Below are 21,744 nucleotides of genomic sequence, written 5' to 3'. Positions count from 1 at the left end.
GCCTAGGCGACCCTGCTCCGGGAAACGGCGGGAGCCTTCGCGACGGGATCGACACGATCGCGGGCAAGACGCTCGGCGCTCCGGGTCTTGAAGCCACGCAAAGCCGTGACGAGACGTTCGACCGCATCCCTGAGGTCGGATGTCTGGGTCGACGTCTCCCGCACCATCGACGAATTTTCCTGGGTGATGGCGTCCATCCGGCTGAGCGAGCCGTTCACCTCCCGAAGGCCCTGCGACTGCGTACCGGCCGCGGCGGCGATGGATTTGACGATTGTGTTGATGTCGTCGATGCGCAGCGTGATCTGGTTGAGCGCATCGCCAGCGCTGTTGACGAGGTCGACACCCGTCTGAACCTGGCGGCTGCTCCCGGAAATCAGATCCTTGATCTCCCTTGCGGCGTCCGCGCATCGTTGAGAGAGCGCCCGCACCTCCTGCGCCACCACCGCAAAACCGCGCCCCGCCTCACCCGCACGGGCCGCCTCGACGCCGGCATTGAGCGCAAGCAGGTTGGTCTGGAAAGCAATCTCGTCGATGACGCCGATGATCTTGGAGATCTCCGCAGACGATTTCTCGATGGCACCCATGGCGGAAACGGCCTGCTTGACCACCGGTCCGGACGCCCGCGCCTCGGACAGCGCCACATCGACGGCGGAAGAAGCCTTGCTGGCGCCCTCGGCGGTTTCCGCCACGCTGTTTGTCAGCTCGTGAAGCGTCGTCGAGCTGGCTTCGACCCCCGTCGCCTGCTCTTCGGTCCGTCGGGCGAGATCCTTGGTCGCCTGCGAGATCGCGCCCGAGCTGGTTAGAATCTCCTCGCCGGCGTGACGGACGGTGGCGAGTGTCGTCCGCAGCGTCTCGACGCTGTCGTTGTAGTCGTTTGCCATCCGCGCGAAGGTCTTCGGCATATCCGAAGGCAGCCTCGTCTCGAGGTCGCCCTTGGCGAGACCGCTAAGGACGTGGTCGAGCGCCTCGAGCGCTGCCTCCTGCTGTCTCTCTCCGGCAAGGCGCGCCTCCTCGGCCTTAAGGCGCTCCGCCTCCTTCACCTCGAGGTAAGCGGACAAGGAGAAATCCATGTCCAGCATCGCCGCCTTGACGACCGAGCTGATGTCTTTGGCGAGGCTTGCCGCGTTGTTCCTGCCGAAGCGCGATTGCGGGCGGTTCTCGACAACCGCATGAATGAGCTTCTCGATGACCAGGGCATAGCCGCCGACATACCACTGCGGTTCAAGTCCCGCCTGGGCGTAGCGGGAGCCGATGGCCTGCGCGCCCTCGACGTAGCCTTCGTCGAGATTGGCGCCGGTGATCATCTTCCAGTGCTGGAGCTGGCTCTTCCTGGCAGCGTCGACATCAGTGGCGTCGGGGAAGGAACGCGCCGAGTCCGGCGCATTCTTCACCTTCTCGTAGAGTTGATCGAGTGCCTGTGGGAGTGCAGCCTGGAGAACCGGCGACAGTGCGCGGACCGCCTGCTTCGCCTCTTCATCGAGCCCGATAAACTTGAGCCGCTTCTGCAGCGCCTGATTCTCGTCCATCGCCATCTCGCCCAAAAATCTCCCACTCTGGTGCTTCGAGAGTTTGAAAGCTCACGGTGTAGGAACGGTTAAGAACATCCCTTGGAAACTGAGAATATCGACAACTAATCATATTTTGTGGAAGCCTATTGGCGCAAATCGGGTGCCAGCTCCACCACAGCCTTGCATGTTATTATGCGCATGTATAACAACATGCAGAGCGATCAGCGCCGCTCGATCGTCGACGAGGAGATCTCATGCCCACCCGCAGTCGTTTTTGGTGCGTCCTGTGACGATCGCCCGCAGATCCTATCATCGGGCCAGCGAGGCCGAAAGGCGGGAAGACCTGATTGCGGCCACCCTCGAATGTATCGCCGAAGTCGGAATCCAGGGTGCCACCGTCCGCCAGATCGCCGCGAGAGCAGGCGTGACCGGCGGCCTGATCCGCCATTACTTTTCCACCAAGGACCAGATGCTGCAGGCGGCCTACCGCCAGTTGATGAGCGGCATAACCGAAACCACGAAGACGGCAGCCGAGGGCGACAGCGCCTGCACGCGACTGAGACGCTTCATCGTGGCGAACGTCACGCCACCGGTGACAGACAGCCGGACCCTGTCGCTCTGGGCGGCCTTCATCAGCCACATCCCGCTGGATCCTGCCTTCGCAGCCATCCATCGGGAAAGCTACATGAGCTTTCTCGCCGAACTCGAGGCCCTGCTGATCGCTTTTTTCGCTGAACGCAACCGAAACGTCAGCGCCGCTGAAATTCGCACCTATGCCATTGCCCTGAACGGGTTGATCGACGGTCTCTGGCTTGAGGGAACGCTCGCGCCGAACTTGTTCAAAGACCAGGAAATTGCCGAGACGGCGATCATGTCGGTGGAGGCCCTTTTGAGGCTTGCCCCCGGCGAACTGTCGTGAAGGCCTGAAAAACAAAGGAAGACACCATGCGCTACGCCTCCATCACCGACCGTCTTGCCGATCTCGGCTCCGGCCGCTGGGCCGTGCATTCCGAGGCTCGCCGTATGAAGTCGGCAGGCGAAGAGATCATCGAACTGACGATCGGCGAGCCGGACGTGGCGCCGGACAAGGCTCTGCTCGATGAGGCCGCCCGCGCCATGTATGCCGGGCGCACCCGCTATTCCAACGGCCGCGGCGAGCCCTCCGTCCTGAAGACGCTGGTGGACAAATATTCCAGGCGCCGCGCCGATGTGACAGCGGAGAACTTCCTGTGCTTCCCCGGCACGCAGACGGCGCTTTTCACCGTCATGGCAGGCCTTGTGGAGACCGGTGACGGCGTGCTGGTCGGCGATCCCCTCTACGCCACCTATGAAGGCGTGATCGCCTCCACCGGCGCGCATCCCGTCTTCGTGCCGCTGCGGCCGGAAAACCGCTTCCATATGCAGGCGGAAGATCTGGAGCGGGCGATCACGCCGGAATGCCGTGTCGTCATGCTGAACACGCCGCACAATCCGACCGGCGCGGTACTGACTGCGGACGAAATCCGCGCGATCGGCGAGGTCTGCCGCAAGCACGACCTCTGGATCCTCTGCGACGAGGTCTATGAACAGCTCGTCTTCGATACCGTCGAATTTGCCTCGCCCTTCGACATGCCGGAGCTTGCAGAACGGACGATCGTCGTGTCCTCCATCTCAAAGTCCCACGCCGCACCGGGTTTCCGCAGCGGCTGGGCTGCAGGTCCTGCGGAGTTCTGCGCTAGGCTGCTTCCGGTGTCGGAAACCATGCTGTTTGGCGTGCAGCCCTTCATTGCCGACATGACCGCCATGGCCCTGTCGCAGGATTTCCAGATGGCCCCGACGATGCGGGAAAACTTCAGCCGCCGCGCCCTGATCGCCGAGAAGGCGCTGGCCGGCACCAACCTCGTCAAGCCGATGCTGCCGGAAGGCGGGATGTTCATCCTGATCGACGTGTCGGCAACGGGGCTGTCGGGAACGGATTTTGCCTGGGAACTGCTGCGCCAGGAAAAGGTGGCGGTCATGCCCGGCGCTTCCTTCGGCGCTGAGGCAGCCGGCTTCCTGCGGATCTCACTGACGGTTCCGGATGAGGTTCTGGTCACCGCGATGCAGCGGATCGCAAGCCTTGCCGCCCGCCTGGTCTCGCCTTCTGCGCAGCGCGCCACCGCTTGAAGAGAAAAAACGGCTTCCACCACAAGCGCAAACTGTGCTTGTGGGGGAGATCTGCGTCAGCCTTCTCGGGCTTTCGCCGCGGAAAGCTCTTCCTCCCACCCGAAGACACTGCGGCCGCCAAACCGGGCCGAATCTCGATATTCCCCGGCGATGATCTCCTTGAGATCGGGGCCTGTGGCGTAGTGCTCGAGCCGCCGCGCCTGGTCGTCGAGCCGTTTCAGCGCCTGCAACTCCTCCTCGCGCCCCAATCGCCCCTTGCTGACAGCGGATTTCATGACCTTGATCGTCTCGTCATAGACCTTCAGGGGCACGGGGAAGGGATGGCGATCCTTGCCGCCATGGGCCAGCGAGAAGCGGGCGGGATCGGAGAAACGGCACGGCGCGCCATGCACCACCTCCGCCACCATTGCGAGCGCTTTGACCGTGCGGGCGCCGACGCCGGGCGTCAGCAGCAACTGCGGAAAATCTGAAGGCCCTCTGTCGGCCGCGGCCGCGAGCGTGGCGTGCAGGCGCTTCATGTTGACGTCGCCTTCGCGGACGTCGTGATGCCCCGGCATGATGAGATGCGGCAGCATGGGCTGCGCCGGCTCCGGCTGCCGCCGTCCTTCCAGCGCGATCACCTCCGCAACGACCTTGTCAGGGCCAAACGAAGCAAGAAGGTCGAGCTGCCCCTGCCGCGAGGCTTCGGCCCTGCGGTCGGCCAGATTGAGGATCTCTCCCTGCCCCCTGCCCTCTATGGCCGCATGCGGAGAATCCATGAAGCTCTCCAGCCCTTCCGAGAGCCAGTGGTAGCGCCGCGCCTGGCGGCGGTCGCCGTTCATGCCCTGCTGCACCACCACCCATTTGCCGTCGTCGGTGACGATGAACCCATGCAGGTAGAGATCGAAGCCATCCTGCAGGGCCGCGCTGTCGACCTTGGCGACGAGCCGGCTCGCGGTCCCGAGGCGGATGCCATCGAGCCCGACGCGGTCACCGATCGCCAGAAGCTCGTCCGGCGTCTTGCGGGAATGCTGGCCGCGTCCGCCGCAGACATGAATTCCGAGCTCACCGGACAGCGGTGTCAGGCCGCGCTTCAAGGCGCCAATGACGCTGGTGGTGATGCCGGAGGAGTGCCAGTCCATGCCCATTACGGAGCCGAAGGACTGGAACCAGAAGGGATGCGCCAGCCGTCGCAGGAACTCGTCGCGCCCATAATGCTGGACGATGGCCTCCGTGATCAGGGCGCCGAGCCGCGTCATCCGCTGCCCGAGCCAGGCGGGGACGCGCCCGCCGTGAAGCGGAAGATCTGCGCTGCCTGCTCTTTGTGCCATGTCTTCCGCCGATGTTTCAGATCGGACTCATATAGCAGCCTGCCCGCAACAAGGCACGGCCCCGCTCTCAGCCGGCGGCGAAATTCTTCAGCCGCTCTTCCAGAAGAGCGATGGTGGGGACATCGGCGTTGGCGAAGGCGAACCGCAGGTAGTGCTCCTGGCCCTCGCCGAAATACATGCCGGGAATGCAGACGATACCCGCCTGCTTCGCCAGCCGCTCGGCGACCGCTGCAGAATCGAGAGACGGAAACGGGTGGCGCACGAAGGCGAAATAGGCGCCGATCGCATCGATCCGCCAGTCCGGCACCTGTGCCAGCGCCGCCTTCAGCGCCGCGGCCCGCCGGCCAATCTCCTGCCGGTTTTCCTCCCGCCAGCCGGCCAGCATGGGGAGCGCCCTGGCGACCGCCGCCTGTGCCGCCCGCGGCGCGCAGATCTGCAGATTGTCCATGATCTTGGCGATCTGCTCGACGGCCTTGGCACCGGCGGTGATGGCGCCAAGCCGATGGCCGGGAATGCAGAAGGATTTCGAGAAGCTGTAGAGACCGATCAGCCGGTCCTCCCAGCCGTCCTGCGCAAAGAGATCATGCGGCGCACGACCTGCCTCCGGAAGGAAATCCCGGTAGGTCTCGTCGAGGATCAGCCAGATGTCCTTGCGAAGGCAGAGCTCGAAGACCTCGCGCAGCAGATCGGCCAGATAGATCGCGCCCGTCGGATTGTTCGGCGAGACCAGCGCCAGCGCCCGCACGTCCGGCGTGATGGCAGCTGCAAGCGCCTCGACCTGCGGCACGAAACCGTCTTCCGCCGCGCAGGAGACGGTGCGGATCTTGACGCCCATCATCGCCAGCGTCGTCTCGTGGTTGAAGTAGAACGGATTGGTCATCAGCACGGTCTGGCCGGGTCCCGCCACCGCCATGGCGGCGCTGACGAAGGCCTCGTTGCATCCCGACGTCACGTGGATGTTGCCGCTGCCGATCTCGGCGCCATAAACCTTGCTCACATGCTCCGCATAGGCCTGGCGAAGAACCGTCTCGCCTTCGATCGGTCCATAGCCGCAATAGGCGGTGGAGCCGGCCATTTCACCGAGCAGCGTCAGCATGTCGGGGTGGGGCGGATAACCCGGCACCGCCTGCGACAGATCGATCAGCGGACCGCGGGACCCGTCATAGGCGCGTCCCCAGGCAAAGACGGAGGGCACCGGAGGCGGCGCAAGTTTTTCGACGAGCGGATTGAAGGCAGGCATGGGCATTCCAGGGATCGATGGCCGGAGACGGCAGGGGAGCGATTGATTTGCCCACTCATTTACCAGATTATCGAAACTGGCAAGGGATGGGATTGGAACGGAAGGACAGGACATGGCCGACGAGCCCATGCAGACCGAAGACACGAAACTCACCCGCACCAAGCGCAAATGGGCGGAGGAAGGGCGTTTTCTCACCGGGCAAATCTCCCGCCCTGGGCCGGAGGACCGGTTGCCACCCGGCCAGCATCTGGTGAAGAACTGGCCGGTGCTCGATCTCGGCCAGCAGCCGGAGGTCTCGACGGCGCAGTGGCGGCTCGACGTGCGCGGCCTCGTCAACAATCCCCTGACCCTCGACTGGAACGGCTTCCTCGCGCTGCCGCAGGCAGAACGCCGCTCCGACATCCACTGCGTCACCACCTGGTCGCGCTACGACAACGACTGGACCGGCGTCTCGACGCACGATTTCCTCGATGCCGTGGATCCCAAGCCCGAGGCGACGGCGGTGATGCTGACGAGCTACGACGGCTACACCACCAATCTCCTGCTCTCCGATTTCGCCGCCGAGGACGCGGTCCTGGTGCATCGCTGGCAGGGCGAACCGCTGACGGCCGAACACGGCGGTCCGGTGCGCCTGGTCGTGCCGCACCTCTACTTCTGGAAGAGCGCCAAGTGGTTGAAGCGGATCGACTTCCTGTCCGCCGACAGCGCCGGCTTCTGGGAAAAGAACGGCTACCACATGCGCGGCGACCCCTGGGCCGAGGAGCGCTATTCGGAGGATTGAGGCGCCACCTGCATCCCGAGACTCAGGCGTTTTCGCGCAGGAAGTTGATCAGGCCGGAGAAATCCTCGCCGCCGTGGCCGCCGTCGCTGAACTTCTCGTAGAGTTTGGCGGCATGGGCGCCCATCTCCGTCGTCGCGCCCGCCGCAACGGCCGCCTCCTGCGAAAGCTTCAGGTCCTTCATCATCAGAGCGGCGGCAAAACCGGGCTTGTAGCCGTTGTTGGCGGGAGACGTCGGCACAGGCCCCGGCACCGGGCAGTAGGTGGTCAGCGACCAGCACTGCCCGGACGAGGTGGAAGCAACATCGAACAGCGCCTGATGCGAGAGCCCGAGCTTTTCGCCGAGCACGAAGGCCTCGCAGACGCCGGCCATGGTGATGCCGAGGATCATGTTGTTGCAGATCTTGGCGGCCTGGCCGGCCCCGGCATCGCCGCAGTGGACGATGCGCTTGCCCATGGCCTGAAGGATCGGCTCCCCGCGCGCAAAGGCATCCTTGTCACCGCCCACCATGAAGGTCAGTGTTGCGCCCGCGGCGCCGACCGTCCCGCCCGATACCGGCGCATCGAGCGACAGGCAGCCTGCCTCCTTCGCGAGGACATGAGCCTGCCGTGCGCTGTCGACGTCGATCGTCGAGCAGTCGATCAGCAGCGTCCCCGGCTTCACCGCGGCAGTCAGCTCCTGCCAGACCGCCAGCACATGCCGCCCGGCCGGCAGCATGGTGACGACCGCATCAGCCTCCGCAACGGCCTCCGCCGCACTGGAAGCGATTGCTATGCCGGTCGCCGCGGCGGCCTCGCGGGAGTCCGGCGACAGGTCGAACCCTTTGACGCCATAGCCGGCCTTCACGAGGTTGGCCGCCATCGGGCCGCCCATGTTGCCGAGACCGATGAATGCGATGCTGATTGCCATGTTCTTCCTCCCGACTGCGGACGGAGGCATGGCGTCTGCTCCATCCGGACTGATCACTCTTGCCGCGGCAGTGAAGGCAGAGCGATGCTCCTCCCATCCCTCATCGACCGCGCTTCCAGATGTTGCACAGGCGATTGCCGTGCGCCAGCCTGTTGAAGCCTCTTGGAGGCTACCGTTCCAGCGCCACGGACTTGATGACGGCAAAGGCGGGCTGCCCGACCCGGAGTTCCAGCCTTGTCGCGGAAAACGACGTGATGCGGGACGCGATGATGTTGCCGCCGCACGCCAGGCTCACGAGAACGGCGCCGTCACCATCCGTCTCGATCGCGTCGACGGTTCCGGGCAGGATGTTGAGGGCGCTCAGCCCCACCGGCTCGGTCATGGCTATGATAACGTCGCGTTCCGGGATGTGCAGGCGCACCGCGGCGCCCTCTGCCAATCCGGCGTCCGGCACGAGGAGGCACAGGTCCTTCAGCCGCACCCTCGCAAGCCCGTTGACCGCGTCGACGCTTTCGACGCGACCGGAGAGGACGCTTCCCGCCTCGCGCCGGTCGAGAGCCGAAGCGCGGCGGCCGGCAAGCACCTGACCCGGATCGCCGACCGCTGCCACCTGCCCCTCCTGCATCAGCACCACCTGATCGGCGAGCCGCGCGACCTCGGCAACCGAATGGCTGACATAGACGATCGGGATGCCCGCCTCATCCCGCAGCCGTTCCAGATACGGCAGGATCTCCGCCTTGCGTTCATCGTCGAGGGCCGCCAAGGGCTCGTCCATCAGCAGCAGACGCGGCGCGCTCAGAAGAGCCCGACCGATTGCCACCCTTTGCTGCTCTCCTCCCGACAGCGCGTCCGGCTGGCGGTCCAGGAGCGGCGCGATTCCGAGCATCTCCACGACCCGGTCAAATTCGTCCCGTCGCGACCGGTCGCGCGAAAACCATTGGCCATAGGCGAGATTGCGCCGGACGCTGAGATGCGGAAAGAGCCGCGCCTCCTGGAAGACATAGCCGAACCGGCGACGATATGGACGGACGAAGATGTTTTGCCCGGTGTCCAGAAGCACGTCGCCATCCAGCACCACCCGCCCCTCGTCCGGCCGCGACAGCCCGGCGATGATGCGCATCAGCGAGGTCTTTCCTGATCCGGATCGCCCGAACAGGGCCGTCACCCCGTGCTCAGCTGTGAAGCTGGCGTCCAGCCGGAAGGCGCCGAGGCGGTGTCGTGCTTCGACGGTAAACGTCATGGCTGCCGCCCCCGTCGCCCGATCATCTGGGCAAGCGCCTCCGACGCGAGCAGCGCGCCGAACGAGATGGCCACCGCGACAAGCGTCAGGCGCATCGCGCCTGCGTCGCCGCCGGGGACCTGGGTAAAGCTGTAGATGGCCGCCGAAAGGGTTTGGGTTTCACCGGGGATGTTGGAAACGAAGGTGATCGTTGCGCCGAACTCGCCCATCGCCTTGGCAAAGGAGAGGATCATGCCGGCGATGATGCCGGGGAGCGCGAGCGGCAGCGTCACGGAGACGAAGACCCAGGCGGGGCTTGCCCCGAGGGTTCCGGCCGCCTCTTCCAGCTTTCTGTCGATGGCCTCGATCGACAGGCGGATCGACCGGACCATGAGCGGAAAGCCCATGATGGCGCAGGCGAGTGCGGCTCCCGTCCAGCGGAACGAAAAGCTGATGCCGAACCAATCGTAGAGGAAGGCACCGATCGGGCCGCGCCGGCCGAAGCTGACGAGCAGCAGGAAGCCGGTCACCACCGGCGGCAGGATCAGCGGCAGGTGTACCAGGCCGTTGAGGAGCGATTTGCCCCAGAATCGGCCGCGGGCAAGCACATAGGCAATGAAGATGCCGAACGGGAGACTGCAGATCATGGCGACGCTCGCCACCTTCAGGCTGAGCCTGACCGCAGTCCATTCCTCCTCGCTCAGCGCCAGCCAGTCCAATGCCATCCCCTGAGGCGCGATCGCTGCGGCCCGGTGCCGCGATCCCTCCGCCGTGGTCTCTGGATAGTACGAAGGCGTACAAAAAGCCATCCGACCCGCCGTTCCCGGTCCGAGTTCTGGAACATTTACAACGCCCTGCGGTTTGAGCCGCGATCTCAACCCTTGGATGGAGAACCACTATGGCTGATACCAGCGCTATCCGCGAAATCTTCGTGACGGGCCTCAAGAATGCCCATGCGATGGAAAACCAGGCTCTGTCGATCATGAAGCCGCAGGTTTCGCGGATCGAAAACTACCCCGAAGTCGCTGCCCGCCTCGAACAGCATGTCCGCGAAACGGAAGGCCAGATGAGCCGCATCGACGACCTGCTTCAGCAGCTGGATGAAAGCCATTCGTCCATCAAGGACATGGCGCTATCGTTCACCGGCGGCATGGCGGCCATGGGCCACACGGTCGCCGGCGACGAGATCCTCAAGGACTCCTTTGCCAACTACGCCTTCGAGCATTTCGAGATCGCCTCCTACAAGTCGCTCCTGACGCTGGCCGAACTGGGAGGTTTCTCCTTCGCCACGTCGGCCCTCCAGACGAACCTGAAGGAAGAGGAGCAGATGGCTCAGTGGATCGATGAAAACCTTCGAACCGTCACCCTCCGCTTTGCATCCCTTCGCGAAGCCGGTGAAACGGCGAAGATCTGACCAACGCGCTTCACAGTCGATGACAGAGAGGGGGTGGCGTCCGCACCGATGTCGCCCTTTCTGTCTGTTCACTTCGCCTGGCGGCCGCGCAGAACCGTCCGGGCGAGACTGGTCGGCTCCGGCAACCGATCGGCCTCCAGCGAGGCAAAGAGCCAGTCGATGAAGACGCGCACGATCGGGGCGGATCGCATCTCATGCCGGCAGGCGACGTAGAAGGCGTCATTGGCCGGGACGCCGAGATCAAAGGGCACAAGCAGCTCCCCCTCGGCGATCAGCTTGGCAGCCGTGATCGTGTCCCCCAGTGCGACGCCCTGGCCATGCAGCGCAGCCTCGGTCGAAAACCGGGCATCCCCCATGAAATGCTGTCTGCGGCGGGGGAAGTCGGCCCCCTCGGCCGCCGCGAGCCAGGTGTTCCACTCCCGCCCGTCACGGTCCCCATGCAACAGGACGTGGTCCTCCAGATCGCGCATCGAGCGCAGCGGGCGGCTGTTGAGCAAAGTCGGGCTTGCGACGGGAAAGAGCTGCAGGTTGCTCCAGAGCCGTGTCCAGGCATCCGGCCAGTTTCCGTCGCCGTAGAGAATGCAGACGTCCACATCCTGGGAATGCAGCTGGGCTGGATCGTTGGAGGCGGCAAGGTTCAGCGTCACGTCGGGATACTGCTCCGTGAAGGAGGCAAGCCGCGGCACGATCCAGAACGACAGGAGCGCGGGCACACAGGTGATGGTGAGATTGCCGGTCGTCGCCGGCCGCCGCATCTGCGCCGTCGCGGCAGCGATACCACTGAACGCCTGCGTGACGGCCGGCAGCAGCAGGGCTCCCGCCGCCGTCAGCTTCAGGCGCCGTCCGCCGCGCTCGAAAAGCACGATATCCAGCGATTCCTCCAGCGCGCGGATCTGGTGGCTGACGGCTCCATGCGTCACCCGCAGTTCCCGTGCCGCCGCGGAGACGGAAGCATGACGCGCCGCCGCCTCGAAGGCGCGAAGCGGATTGAGCGGCGGCAGACGAGTTGTCACGGAGCGTCTCGTATGTGAATTTTTCTCACGGCGACTGCTAGAACATTGTCAATTGCATTTCCAGCCTGACTTTGCCGATAATGCACAAAACGAAGGCGACATAGTCTCGGGAATTAAATTTAGGCACGGGCGAGGAAACGGTCGGACATCATGGCATTGGACGAAGAAAAGCTCCGCGAACTCCGCGAGAAATACGGATCGGGCCACGGTGGCGATCTCTACGATCCGGAGTTCCGGAAGGTCGCCGACAAGATCTTCTCTGCGAGTGGCACCCGTCTGGCCCCCTATGCCGGCGTCCCCACCTTCGTCTCGGCGCCGCATATGCCAGTCGATGCGGAAGATCCGGACTTCGGCAACCTGCAGGTAGCGATCACCGGCGTGCCGATGGACCTTGGCGTCACCAACCGGCCGGGATCCCGCTTCGGGCCAAGGGCCCTGCGGACGGTCGAGCGGATCGGCCCCTACAACCATGTGCTGAAGACCGCACCGGTCTTCGACATCCGTGTCGCCGATATCGGTGATGTGCCGCTGCGCAGCCGCTATAATCTCGAGATGTGCCACGAGGACATCAAGAAGCGCTTCAACCAGATCGTGGACGCCGGAGTGCTGCCGCTCGCCGTCGGCGGCGACCATTCCATCAGCCAGTCGATCCTGAAGGCCGTCGGCAAAAAGGCGCCGGTCGGCATGATCCATATCGACGCCCATTGCGACACGAGCGGCCCCTTCGACCACAGCAAGTTCCATCATGCCGGGCCTTTCCGCAACGCCGTACTGGATGGTGTCCTCGATCCGACCCGCACGATCCAGATCGGCATCCGCGGCGCGGCGGAATACATCTGGGAGTTCTCCTACGCCTCCGGGATGACGGTCATCCACGCGGAGGAAGTGTCCGGAATGGGCATGCCCGCCATCATCGAGAAGGCGAAGGCCATCGTCGGCGACGGACCCACCTATCTCTCCTTCGACATCGACAGCCTCGATCCGAGCTTTGCCCCCGGCACCGGCACGCCGGAAATCGGCGGCCTGACGACGCGCGAGGTGCTGGAACTGATCCGCGGTCTCAAGGGCATCAACCTCGTCGGCGGCGACGTGGTGGAAGTGGCTCCGCAGTACGACACGACGACCAATACGGCCCAGGCGGGCGCACAAATGCTCTTTGAAATCCTCAGCCTGATGGTCTTCAGCCCTTCCTTGAAGGGCAACGACTGACGTAAGATAGCGACAAGAGTGGGAACTCGCTGCGCAGGCAAGAGAACCTGCCGGCAAACAAAGGAGAACAATATGCGCGACATCATGAAAACCACAGCCAGCCGCCGTGCGGTGCTGGGTGCCGGCCTCGCCGGAGCATCCATGCTGGCCATGCCCTCGATCCTGCGGGCGCAGGACAAGTCCCTGACGGTTGGCGTCTACGGCGGCTACTTCAAGGATTCCTTCGACAACAACATCTTCCCGGAATTCACCAAGGCAACCGGCATCGCCATCCAGTCGGTCGCCGAGCCGACCGGTGAAGCCTGGCTGGTGCAGCTGGAGCAGGCCGCACGCGCGGGCCAGGCTCCGGCCGACGTCTCCATGATGTCGCAGGTCGCCCTGCTGAAGGGCCAGTCGACGGACCTCTGGGCACCGCTCGACATGGCCAAGATCGAGAATGCTTCCGGCCTGATCGAGACCTTCATCAACAAATATCCGGACGGTCGCGTCGCCGGCATCGGCGCCGTCTCCTGGTACATCACGCTGGTCACCAACACCGACAGCTATCCGGAAGCGCCGACCTCCTGGGCCGCCCTCTGGGATCCGGCCAATGCCGACAAGCTCGGCCTGCTGGCGCTGGTTTCCAACTCCTTCCTGCTCGAAGTCACCGCCAAGACCCACTTCGGCGGCACCGAGGTGCTGGACACGGAAGAGGGCATCCTGAAGGTCTTCGACAAGCTTGCCGAAGTGAAGCCCAACGTCCGGCTCTGGTACCGTGACGAGGCGCAGTTCGAGCAGGCACTGAAGTCCGGCGAAATCCCGATGGGTCAGTACTACCACGACGTCACCGGCCTGGCGGCTGCGGATGGCAATCCGGTCCGTTCGACCTTCCCGAAGGAAGGCGGCATCCTCGATTCCGGCAGCTGGGCAGTCTCGCGCGCATCCGAGAAGCTCGAAGAAGCCCATGTCTTCATCAACTACATGTGCCAGCCGGAGATCCAGGCGATCCTGTCGCGCAAGGTCGGCACCTCTCCGACCATCAAGCGTGACCTGCTCGACCTGACGGCCGAGGAGTTCGCCGCCGTGTCCTCCGACATCGACCCGATCATTCCGCGCTACGATATGTACCAGCAGAAGTCCGACTTCCTGAACCAGAAGTGGACCGAAATGATCGCCGGCTGATCCGGCCTTTTACCGACCACCCTCGCATTCTGGCGGGGGTGGTCGTCCCATCGCAAATGCGCTAATCGAACGCCCCCGACAAAACGAGCGGAGAGCGAATGTCCGGACTAATCCTCAGCAATGTGACGAAGCGGTTCGGCACCTTCACCGCGGTCGACGACGTGAACCTGTCGGTTCCCGACGGCACCTTCGTGTGCCTGCTCGGTCCCTCCGGTTGCGGCAAGACCACGTTGATGCGGATGATCGCCGGACTGGACCTTCCCAGCACGGGATCGATCACGCTGGGCGGAGACGACATCACCGAGGTCCCGACGCACAAGCGCAACCTCGGCATGGTCTTCCAGTCGCTCGCACTCTTCCCGCATCTGACGGTCGGCGAAAACATCGCATATGCGCTGCGCATCCGCGGCGTCGACAAGGCCGACCAGAAGAAGCGCGTCAACGAGCTTCTGGCGATGATCCACCTCACGGGCTTTTCCGATCGCTCCGTCAGCAAGCTTTCGGGCGGCCAGCGCCAGCGCGTCGCGATCGCCCGCGCCTTGGCGATCTCCCCGAAACTGTTCCTGCTCGACGAACCGCTCTCGGCGCTGGACGCCAAGCTGCGCGAAGCCATGCAGGTGGAGCTGCGGCAGCTGCAGCAGCGCCTCGGCATCACCACCATCGTCGTCACCCATGACCAGCGCGAAGCCATGACCATGGCCGATACGGTGGTCGTCATGAACGGTGGCCAGATCCGCCAGGCGGCAGCGCCGGTCGACATCTACCGCCGCCCGGCCGATTCCTTCGTCGCCGACTTCATCGGCTCCACCAATCTCATTCCCTTCGCCGCAGAAGCGAGCGGCCGCGCCACCATCCTCGGCGCATCGGTAGACGGGTTGCAGCTTGGCACCGCCAAGACGGGTACAGTTTCCGTGCGTCCCGAAGACGTGCAATTGACCGCTCCCGGCGGCGAGGCCATCACCGGCACGGTAACCTTCATCCGCGACCTTGGCGGCACGGTGGAAACTTTCGTCGAGGCCGGCGGTCAGCAGATCGTTGCCGTCTCTTCTCCTCGCGACCGGCCCGTGGTCACCGTGGGACAGGACGTCGGCATTCGACTCGATCCGCAAACCAGCGTGGTACTGGCGTCATGAGACGCGAACCGCCGCAGCGCCTTGCCGATTACGGGCCGCTGGTCTTCCCGGCCGGCATGCTGATCGTCTTCTTCGTCATCCCCTTCGCGACAATGATCGCCGTCTCATTCTTCGAGCGGGAACAGGGCGGCTTTTACCAACCGGCTTTCGTCTGGGACAATTATGCCCGTTTCATCAGCCTCTTCTTCGGCAAGGTGCTGGGCTTCTCGCTCTTTCTCGCCATGGCCGTCGCCGCCGCCTGCGTGGCAATCGGCGTTCCCTTCACCTACCTACTCTCGCGGTCGGCGCGGAACGTCCAGATCCTCTGGCTCGTGGTGCTTCTCTCGATCCTCTCTCTTTCCGAAGTGATGATCGGCTTTGCGTGGTCGACCCTGTTCTCGCGCACGGCCGGCATCACCAATCTCTTCGCCTACTTCGGACTGATGGCGGGACCGCAGGCGCTGACACCGAGTTTCGGCGCGGTGATGACGGCGATGACCTATCAGGCCCTGCCCTATACGGTTCTGGTTCTCTACCCCGCTCTGGTGCGGCTCGACCCGACGCTGACGGAGGCGGCCCGAACGCTCGGCGCCTCACCGATGCGCGCCTTCTTCACGGTCGTCGTCCCGGCCCTGCGCAACACCGTTCTGGCAACGCTGATCATGGTCTTCATCTTCGCGCTCGGCTCCTACCTGCTGCCGCAGCTTCTCGGCCGTCCGCAGCATTGGACGCTGTCCGTGCTGATCACCGACCAGGCGATCTATCAGTCCAACATGCCGTTTGCCGCGGCCATGGCCGTCTTCCTGGTGCTGGTGTCGCTGGCGCTCGTCGGGCTTGCCGTCTACGCCGGACGCAGGAGGGAGGCCGCATGACGACGATCCTCAGCCGCCTCTTCTTCTTCGCCGTCGCGCTCTTCATGGCACTGCCGCTGATCGTGATGGTGGGCGTGTCGATCAACGAGAAGCAGACGCTCGCCTTTCCGCCGCAGGGCTTCTCGCTCTCCTGGTACGGCGAGATCTTTACCGACGACGGCTGGCGCAACGCCCTTTTTGCATCGCTGACGCTCGCTGCCCTGTCGGCAGCGCTGGCGCTTCTCGTCGCCCTCCCGCTTGCCTGGTTCCTGTGGCGCAGGGTGGCGCCCTGGGCCAATATCTTCCAGCTGCTGGGCGTTGCACCCTTCACGCTGCCGCCGGTGATCACGGCGCTCGGCCTTCTCACCTTCTGGGCCACCACCGGTTTCTACGGCCAGCCCTGGACGGCCGTCATCAGCCACGCGATCTTCTTCGTGACGCTGCCGCTCGTGACCCTGTCGCTCGGCTTTTCCGCTATCGACCGATCGCTGGTGGAAGCCGCCGCGACCATGGGCGCGAGCGACCGGGTGATCTTCCGCACCGTCGTGCTGCCGCTGATCCTGCCCTATCTCGTCTCCGGCTATGCCTTCGCCTTCGTGCTGTCGCTCAACGAGTACATCGTCGCCTACATGACGGTGGGCTTCACGATGGAAACCCTGCCGATCAAGATCTTCAACGCGCTGCGCTACGGCTATACGCCGACCATGGCCTCGGTGACCGTACTGTTCCTGGCCATCGCCGCGCTGGTCTTTGGGCTGATCGCCCGCTTCGGCGACCTGCCGAAACTGCTGGGTGCCATGGCGGACGACCGATGAAGATCGCCGGCTTCCAGATGCAGGCGGTCCTCGGCGACGTCGATGCAAACCTCGCCAAGATCGACGCGGCGGCCGGGAAGGCCGCCGCCCAGGGCGTTCGGCTGCTGATCGCACCCGAGCTTGCCTTGACCGGCTATGGTGCCGGCGACCTCTTTCCCGCCCTCGCCTCGCCTGCCGACGGTCCCCTGACGCAACAGCTTTCGCAGATCGCCCGCCGCCATGGCCTGACCATCGTCGCGGGCTTTGCCGAGAAGGATGGGGAGAGCGTCTACAACAGTGTCTTCCTGACCGACGGCAAAGGGCAGACGGCGACCTATCGCAAATCACATCTCTATGGCCCCTACGAGCGGCAATGGTTTCGGCCGGAGGCACCCTCTTCCGTCCTCGCCACCATCGACGGCATTCGGCTGGGAATGCTGATCTGCTACGACGTCGAGTTTCCGGAAAACGTCCGTCGCCTCGCCCAGGCAGGCGCCGACCTGGTGGTTGTGCCGACGGCACTGCCGTCAGGCTGGTCCGGCGCCTTCATCGCCGAGCACATGATCCGCGTCCGGGCCTTCGAGAACCAGGTCTTCGTCGCCTACGTCAACCATTGCGGCACGGACGAACGCTTCGCCTACGCCGGCCTGTCACGTATTGCTGCACCCGACGGAGGACTTCTTGCCGAGGCTCCGGCCGAGAGCGAAGCCCTGATCGTTGCAGAGATCGACCCTGCCACCTTCCATAGCTCCCGCTCGGAAAACACCTATCTTGCCGACCTGCGCTGACGTCAGCCTCAATCCGTTTGATCTGCCGTGCGCTCTCGGGCGTGATGCTCTGCGAGGCGCTCCGGAACGCTGAGCAGCGGAACTGGCAGCAAGCCATGGGAACATCCTGCCAAGGAGCGCATTTTGAGCAGTTGGCTGCAGATCCGAGGTGAGGCATGAACGTGACGCAAATGACGGACGAAGCGTGGGACTATCTCCGATCTATCCGCGAAGACGGTTCCTCGCCTCAGCCGCCTCGGTCAGACCTCCCGCTCCCATGCCTTCCGCTCTATGAGACAATTGCCGCACGCAAGGGACCATTCGTGCTGGCGCAGGTCGGGCAGTCACTCGACGGCCGCGTGGCCACGCCGACCGGCGACGCGCAGGATGTCTCCGGCTGCGACGGCATTGCCCACCTGCACCGCTGCCGTGCCCTGGTGGATGCGGTGATCGTCGGTGTCGGAACCGTGGTTGCCGACAACCCCAGCCTGTCCGTCCGGTCCGTTCCCGGCCGGAGCCCGGTCCGCGTCGTGATCGACTGCAATGGCCGCATTCCCGCCGGCGCCAAGATGCTGACCGACGGGGGCACGCCCGTGCTGATCATCCAGGCAGACGATGCGCCGCTGCGGGATCTGGACCAGGAGATTGTCTGCCTGCCGCGTCGCGGCGAAGGCCTGCATCCGCAGGACATCCTCGACTGTCTGGCGGAACGCGGCCTGACGACAGTCCTCGTCGAGGGCGGCGCCAACACCATTGCCCGCTTCCTCGATGCCGATCTCGTCGATCGCCTGCATGTGTCCGTGTCGCCGATCATCATCGGCTCCGGCCCGATGGGCATCACGCTCGCACCGGTCGACCGCTTGGCGGAGGCGCGCCGTCCCGATGTCACGGTCTACAACATCGGCACGGATATCGTCTTCGACTGCAATTTTCGCAGCCGAACCCTGCAGTCGGTGTCACGGGAGAGCGAGCACGTCCTGGTGACCGACACGGCATGAGCTGTCGGTTGCTTCGATCGAGGCAAGCCTGAATTCGTACCAGTCCGTCAGTTCATCCTCGGAAAGACGCGCCGCCTCCCGCACGGCCTGCGCTACGCCATCCAGGAACATGCGCTGGAGATCTGCGTCTTCGGCACCCATGATCCAGGGGCTTGTGGCAGTGCTGACCGCGAATCCCCCGGCTTCTAGCCGCTCAGCCAGAACCTGCCAGGCTTCTGGTCCAGCGGAGGTGCCAAACCCCTTGTCGGTTCGCTGGTGATCGTTGAAGGCCTCCGTCACCGCCGCGTCGAGCGGATGGGCGACCGACCAGAGCATCTCCCCGTCGTAGTTCAGCGCGGCGTAAAGCCCGACGCCGGTCTCCCCAATCCTGCCCACGAAGCGATCGATGAAGGCCGACGAGCAGAGATCGAACAGTGCCGAAGCGGTCACAATTGCCGTTCCTTCGAGCGGCAGGGATGCGATGTCGTTGAGGTCTCCCTCGAGAAAAGCGATACCCGCATCCGGATGGCGCCGTTTTGCCTCCGCCAGCAGCCGCGCGTCGTAGTCGAACAGCGTCCAGGCGGTTGCCGGCGAAAGCCTGTCTGCCAGCGTGCGGTAGGTCGATCCGGTGCCGCAACCGATGTCCAGGATGCGACCGCCTTCTCCGACGGCGGTCACCGCGTGTTCCAGCAGCCCTGCATCCCGCGACCTTCGGTCGACAGGCTCGCGCAGTGCCAGCCAATCCTTGTCGAAACCGCTCATGCTCTGCTCTCCAGAAATTGGGCTATGATCGCCGCTGTGTCGCGCCAGGATGGCAGTGCCGCTCCGGCGCGGGCGGCCTCTCCGGCCATCGCTCTGCGCGTCTGCGGCTCGTCCAGCAGCCGCCGAAGGGCGGCGGCGAGTTCTTGCCGGTCATCCGGCGCCACCAGAATTCCAGCCGTCGCCGGAACGACCTCCGGCACGGCACCGGCCGCACAGCCAACGATCGGCAGTCCGTGCGCCAGCGCTTCGGCAAACACCATTCCGTACCCTTCGTAGCGGCTTGCCAGGGCAAAGATATCCGCACCCGCAAACTCCGCCTGCACATCGTCGACCTCGCCCAAGAGCGTCACCCGGTCCTCGAGCCGAAGCGTGGAGATCAGCCGCTCCAGCTCGTCGGCAACGCCTGCATCCAGGTCGCGGCTCCCGACGATGCGGCAGGTCCACGAAAGATCGCGCAAGGTCGCGAGTGCTGCAATCAGCACGTCGTGCCCCTTGCGCCGCGTCAGTGATCCGACACTGAGGATGCAAGGAACAGCGCCACGTCCTGTCGCAAGCGGTCCGGGATCGGTGCCAGGCAGAGCCGTAACGACGTCTTCGTTTGCGATACTATAGTTTTCAACCAGTTCGCGGGCGGTCGCGGCAGACGTGACGACCGTGCCGCGTGTGCAGGCCAGGGCTGCCCGCTCGCGCGCCGCAAGCTCCGCCTTCGCATGCTCCGAAAGACCCGTCTCCAGCGCCAGCGGATGATGCACCAGCGCAAACAAACGGACCCTTTGGCCGAGCGTCTTCGCCACCCGGTCGAGAACCCCGAAGGCTAGGCCATCGACCATCAGGATGCTGCCGTCCGGAATGGCTGCGAGAGTGCTCTCGGCCTGCGCAAGGTCCGGACGGGCTGGAAACCCGTCGCCAAGCGGCACAAGCTTCACATCCCAGCCAAGATCTCCCAGCGCTGCGACCACCCGTCGGTCGTAGCCATAGCCGCCGGTCCTGGTCTGCAACTCGCCTGGATAGGCAAAATGGAGCGTACGGCTCAAAGGTCCGCCTCATACCAGCCGCGCGCGGTGTGCGACTCGTGCAGCATCACCTTCAGCCGGCGGATGCGACCGCTGCCATCGCCGAGTCGTCCGCCTGCAATCGCCTTTGCCAGCTGGTCGAAAATGAACTTCGCCAGAAATTCGGTGGTGGTGACCTTGCCGGCAAACTCCTCGACCTCGTCGAGGTTCTGGTAGTTCAGCGGCTTCAACACCTCCCCCAGCACCTGCATGGCCAGGCCGATGTCGACGGCAAGACCATCTTCATCCAGATCGGCGGTGAAAAAGGCGGCGTCAACGACGAAGGTCGCGCCATGCATTCCCTGGGCTGGCCCGAACACCGGCCTTGGGAGGCTGTGGGCGATCATGATGTGGTCGCGGACTTCAACGGCAAACATGGCAATTCCTTTTCAGTATCGAATGCGGTGACACAGGGTGTCGGGAGATGCGAGAATGTCCGGATAGGCATCCGCGATGGAAGCAAAGGGGGTTTCGCCCGAGATCAGCGCATCCAGCCGGGCATCGCCAAGAAGCTCGAGCGCCTTGCCCATGCGGCGCGAATAGTCCCACCGGGCGCGGCGATTGGCGGCGATGGCTCCCACCTGCGAGCTGATGATCGACAGGCGCCGCGCATGAAACGCGCGCCCCAGCGGGATCTCAACGCGTTTTTCGCCATACCAGCTTGCTTCGACGATACGCGCTTCAAAGCCCGCATGGTCGAGGGCGCCTTCCAAAGCCGCGGGCGAGGCCGATGCATTGATCAGGACGTCGCAGTTCTGCGGGACATCGGCGGGCGAGCAGAAAGTCATCCCCAGCGCCTCCGCCACCGGTCGACGCGCAGGTGACGTATCGCAGACCACCGTGTCCGTCGCCGCGATGCGTGACGCGATGTAAGCCGTCAGCAGCCCGACGACGCCAGCTCCGTAGACTGCCACGCGGTCGCCCGGCATTATCCCGGCGTCCCAGACGATGTTGAGCGCCGTCTCCATGTTGGCGGCAAGAACGGCACGCTCGGCAGGCAATCCCTCCGGCAGCAGACGCGCGTCGTCAGCCCTGATCCGAAACCTGTCCTGGTGAGGATGCAGGGCGAAGACCGCTCGACCCATCAGGTCAGCCGGCCCCTCCTCTACGAGACCGACGGCAGCATAACCGTACTTGACCGGGAATGGCATATCGCCATCCTGATAGGGTGCGCGCATCCGTTCGAATTCGCTTTCCGGCACCTGTCCGTGGAATACCAGCGCTTCGGTTCCGCGGCTGATGCCGCTGAACAGGCTGCGAATGGTGATATCCGCGTCCTGACGCGGCGGCAGCACCTCATTCCGCAGGACACAGCGAGCCTTTGCCGCAAACCATAGCGATGTCGCATGAGCAGCGTTGCCCGGCATGGGGGGGACCTCTTGTTTCAATGTCACGATCACCCCATTTTCGCTCAGGCGCATCCTGGACTTAGGGGCATTTACGGTTGTGGCAAGGGAATGGATTTTCTTTAGCCCGCTACAGGAATATCACGTTTAATTGACGGCCCTTACAGATCCGTCGC

General features: G+C 64.4%; 22 protein-coding genes. 11 read left to right on the top strand and 11 right to left on the bottom strand.

The window, feature by feature from the left end; translation table 11 throughout:
• Window positions 1–2: 2 nt before the first annotated feature.
• On the bottom strand, window positions 3–1,526 hold the full coding sequence (locus tag EO99_RS0106820; protein WP_235776776.1) for a methyl-accepting chemotaxis protein: 1,524 nt from the start codon (window positions 1,524–1,526) through the stop codon (window positions 3–5).
• 274 nt (window positions 1,527–1,800) lie between these two features.
• On the opposite strand from EO99_RS0106820, the gene EO99_RS0106815 reads away from it, so the two are divergent.
• The gene (locus EO99_RS0106815) at window positions 1,801–2,427 is read left to right on the top strand and encodes a TetR family transcriptional regulator C-terminal domain-containing protein (protein ID WP_029617894.1); all 627 of its coding nucleotides are present in this window, start codon (window positions 1,801–1,803) and stop codon (window positions 2,425–2,427) included.
• A 26-nt stretch (window positions 2,428–2,453) separates the two neighbouring features.
• Window positions 2,454–3,653 carry a pyridoxal phosphate-dependent aminotransferase gene (locus EO99_RS0106810; protein WP_029617893.1) on the top strand — a complete coding sequence of 400 codons (1,200 nt, stop codon included), beginning with the start codon at window positions 2,454–2,456 and terminating at the stop codon, window positions 3,651–3,653.
• Between the two features lie 56 nt (window positions 3,654–3,709).
• Here EO99_RS0106810 and EO99_RS0106805 read toward each other — a convergent pair whose 3' ends face one another.
• Together EO99_RS0106805 and EO99_RS0106800 are read right to left on the bottom strand one after the other, a co-directional pair.
• Window positions 3,710–4,963, bottom strand: coding sequence for a DUF763 domain-containing protein (locus tag EO99_RS0106805; RefSeq protein WP_029617892.1), 1,254 nt, complete (start codon window positions 4,961–4,963; stop codon window positions 3,710–3,712).
• A gap of 67 nt (window positions 4,964–5,030) precedes the next feature.
• Complete coding sequence (locus EO99_RS0106800) at window positions 5,031–6,203, bottom strand: aminotransferase (RefSeq protein WP_029617891.1); 1,173 nt, start codon at window positions 6,201–6,203, stop codon at window positions 5,031–5,033.
• Window positions 6,204–6,315: 112 nt separating this feature from the next.
• On the opposite strand from EO99_RS0106800, the gene EO99_RS0106795 reads away from it, so the two are divergent.
• A complete protein-coding gene (locus EO99_RS0106795) occupies window positions 6,316–6,984 on the top strand; it encodes a sulfite oxidase-like oxidoreductase (protein WP_029617890.1) in 669 nt (222 codons plus the stop codon).
• Between the two features lie 22 nt (window positions 6,985–7,006).
• Here the strand turns inward: EO99_RS0106795 and mmsB are convergent, their stop codons facing one another.
• The 3 genes from mmsB to modB form a co-directional block, all read right to left on the bottom strand.
• A complete protein-coding gene (gene mmsB / locus EO99_RS0106790) occupies window positions 7,007–7,891 on the bottom strand; it encodes a 3-hydroxyisobutyrate dehydrogenase (RefSeq protein WP_029617889.1) in 885 nt (294 codons plus the stop codon).
• 169 nt (window positions 7,892–8,060) lie between these two features.
• The gene (gene modC, locus EO99_RS0106785) at window positions 8,061–9,131 is read right to left on the bottom strand and encodes a molybdenum ABC transporter ATP-binding protein (RefSeq protein ID WP_029617888.1); all 1,071 of its coding nucleotides are present in this window, start codon (window positions 9,129–9,131) and stop codon (window positions 8,061–8,063) included.
• Entirely contained in the window at window positions 9,128–9,835 is a 708-nt protein-coding gene (modB, locus tag EO99_RS0106780; RefSeq protein WP_077067045.1) for a molybdate ABC transporter permease subunit, read from the bottom strand. The genes modC and modB overlap by 4 nt, the downstream gene beginning before the upstream one ends.
• Before the next feature lie 173 nt (window positions 9,836–10,008).
• Here modB and EO99_RS0106775 point away from each other — a divergent pair, with 173 nt between their 5' ends.
• A complete protein-coding gene (locus tag EO99_RS0106775; RefSeq protein ID WP_029617886.1) occupies window positions 10,009–10,524 on the top strand; it encodes a ferritin-like domain-containing protein in 516 nt (171 codons plus the stop codon).
• Between the two features lie 68 nt (window positions 10,525–10,592).
• On the opposite strand, the gene gcvA is transcribed toward EO99_RS0106775, so the two are convergent.
• Complete coding sequence (gene gcvA, locus EO99_RS0106770) at window positions 10,593–11,537, bottom strand: transcriptional regulator GcvA (RefSeq protein ID WP_037111200.1); 945 nt, start codon at window positions 11,535–11,537, stop codon at window positions 10,593–10,595.
• A 150-nt stretch (window positions 11,538–11,687) separates the two neighbouring features.
• Here gcvA and speB point away from each other — a divergent pair, with 150 nt between their 5' ends.
• The 7 genes from speB to EO99_RS0106735 all read left to right on the top strand — a co-directional run bounded on the left by speB (window position 11,688) and on the right by EO99_RS0106735 (window position 18,429).
• The gene (speB, locus tag EO99_RS0106765) at window positions 11,688–12,746 is read left to right on the top strand and encodes an agmatinase (protein ID WP_029617884.1); all 1,059 of its coding nucleotides are present in this window, start codon (window positions 11,688–11,690) and stop codon (window positions 12,744–12,746) included.
• A 72-nt stretch (window positions 12,747–12,818) separates the two neighbouring features.
• A complete protein-coding gene (locus EO99_RS0106760; RefSeq protein ID WP_037111198.1) occupies window positions 12,819–13,907 on the top strand; it encodes an ABC transporter substrate-binding protein in 1,089 nt (362 codons plus the stop codon).
• Window positions 13,908–14,005: 98 nt separating this feature from the next.
• Window positions 14,006–15,040 (top strand): ABC transporter ATP-binding protein, encoded by a 1,035-nt coding sequence (locus tag EO99_RS0106755; protein WP_029617882.1) that lies wholly within the window; start codon window positions 14,006–14,008, stop codon window positions 15,038–15,040.
• Window positions 15,037–15,891: an ABC transporter permease gene (locus EO99_RS0106750; protein WP_029617881.1), complete on the top strand. Its 855-nt coding sequence runs from the start codon at window positions 15,037–15,039 to the stop codon at window positions 15,889–15,891. Before EO99_RS0106755 ends, EO99_RS0106750 begins: the two co-directional genes overlap by 4 nt.
• The gene (locus tag EO99_RS0106745; protein ID WP_029617880.1) at window positions 15,888–16,685 is read left to right on the top strand and encodes an ABC transporter permease; all 798 of its coding nucleotides are present in this window, start codon (window positions 15,888–15,890) and stop codon (window positions 16,683–16,685) included. The genes EO99_RS0106750 and EO99_RS0106745 overlap by 4 nt, the downstream gene beginning before the upstream one ends.
• Window positions 16,682–17,452 carry a carbon-nitrogen hydrolase family protein gene (locus tag EO99_RS0106740; RefSeq protein WP_029617879.1) on the top strand — a complete coding sequence of 257 codons (771 nt, stop codon included), beginning with the start codon at window positions 16,682–16,684 and terminating at the stop codon, window positions 17,450–17,452. Before EO99_RS0106745 ends, EO99_RS0106740 begins: the two co-directional genes overlap by 4 nt.
• A 155-nt stretch (window positions 17,453–17,607) precedes the next feature.
• Window positions 17,608–18,429, top strand: a complete 822-nt coding sequence (locus EO99_RS0106735; protein WP_029617878.1) for a RibD family protein — start codon at window positions 17,608–17,610, stop codon at window positions 18,427–18,429.
• Here EO99_RS0106735 and EO99_RS0106730 read toward each other — a convergent pair.
• Genes EO99_RS0106730 through EO99_RS0106715 form a run of 4 tightly spaced genes read right to left on the bottom strand, consistent with a single transcriptional unit; the run spans window position 18,388 to window position 21,589 of the window.
• Window positions 18,388–19,170 carry a class I SAM-dependent methyltransferase gene (locus EO99_RS0106730; protein ID WP_029617877.1) on the bottom strand — a complete coding sequence of 261 codons (783 nt, stop codon included), beginning with the start codon at window positions 19,168–19,170 and terminating at the stop codon, window positions 18,388–18,390. The two genes, EO99_RS0106735 and EO99_RS0106730, sit on opposite strands and share 42 nt — an antisense overlap.
• Window positions 19,167–20,204, bottom strand: coding sequence for a glycosyltransferase family 4 protein (locus EO99_RS0106725; protein WP_029617876.1), 1,038 nt, complete (start codon window positions 20,202–20,204; stop codon window positions 19,167–19,169). Before EO99_RS0106725 ends, EO99_RS0106730 begins: the two co-directional genes overlap by 4 nt.
• Entirely contained in the window at window positions 20,201–20,599 is a 399-nt protein-coding gene (locus EO99_RS0106720) for a 6-pyruvoyl trahydropterin synthase family protein (RefSeq protein WP_029617875.1), read from the bottom strand. Before EO99_RS0106720 ends, EO99_RS0106725 begins: the two co-directional genes overlap by 4 nt.
• Before the next feature lie 12 nt (window positions 20,600–20,611).
• Window positions 20,612–21,589, bottom strand: coding sequence for a zinc-dependent alcohol dehydrogenase (locus tag EO99_RS0106715; RefSeq protein WP_029617874.1), 978 nt, complete (start codon window positions 21,587–21,589; stop codon window positions 20,612–20,614).
• Window positions 21,590–21,744: the final 155 nt, after the last annotated feature.

This window comes from Pseudorhizobium marinum, assembly GCF_000705355.1.
In the GTDB taxonomy this organism is placed as follows: Bacteria; Pseudomonadota; Alphaproteobacteria; order Rhizobiales; family Rhizobiaceae; genus Neorhizobium; species Neorhizobium pelagicum.
Note: the sequence above shows the minus strand (reverse complement) of the source record. Positions and strands in the feature narration are given on the sequence as shown.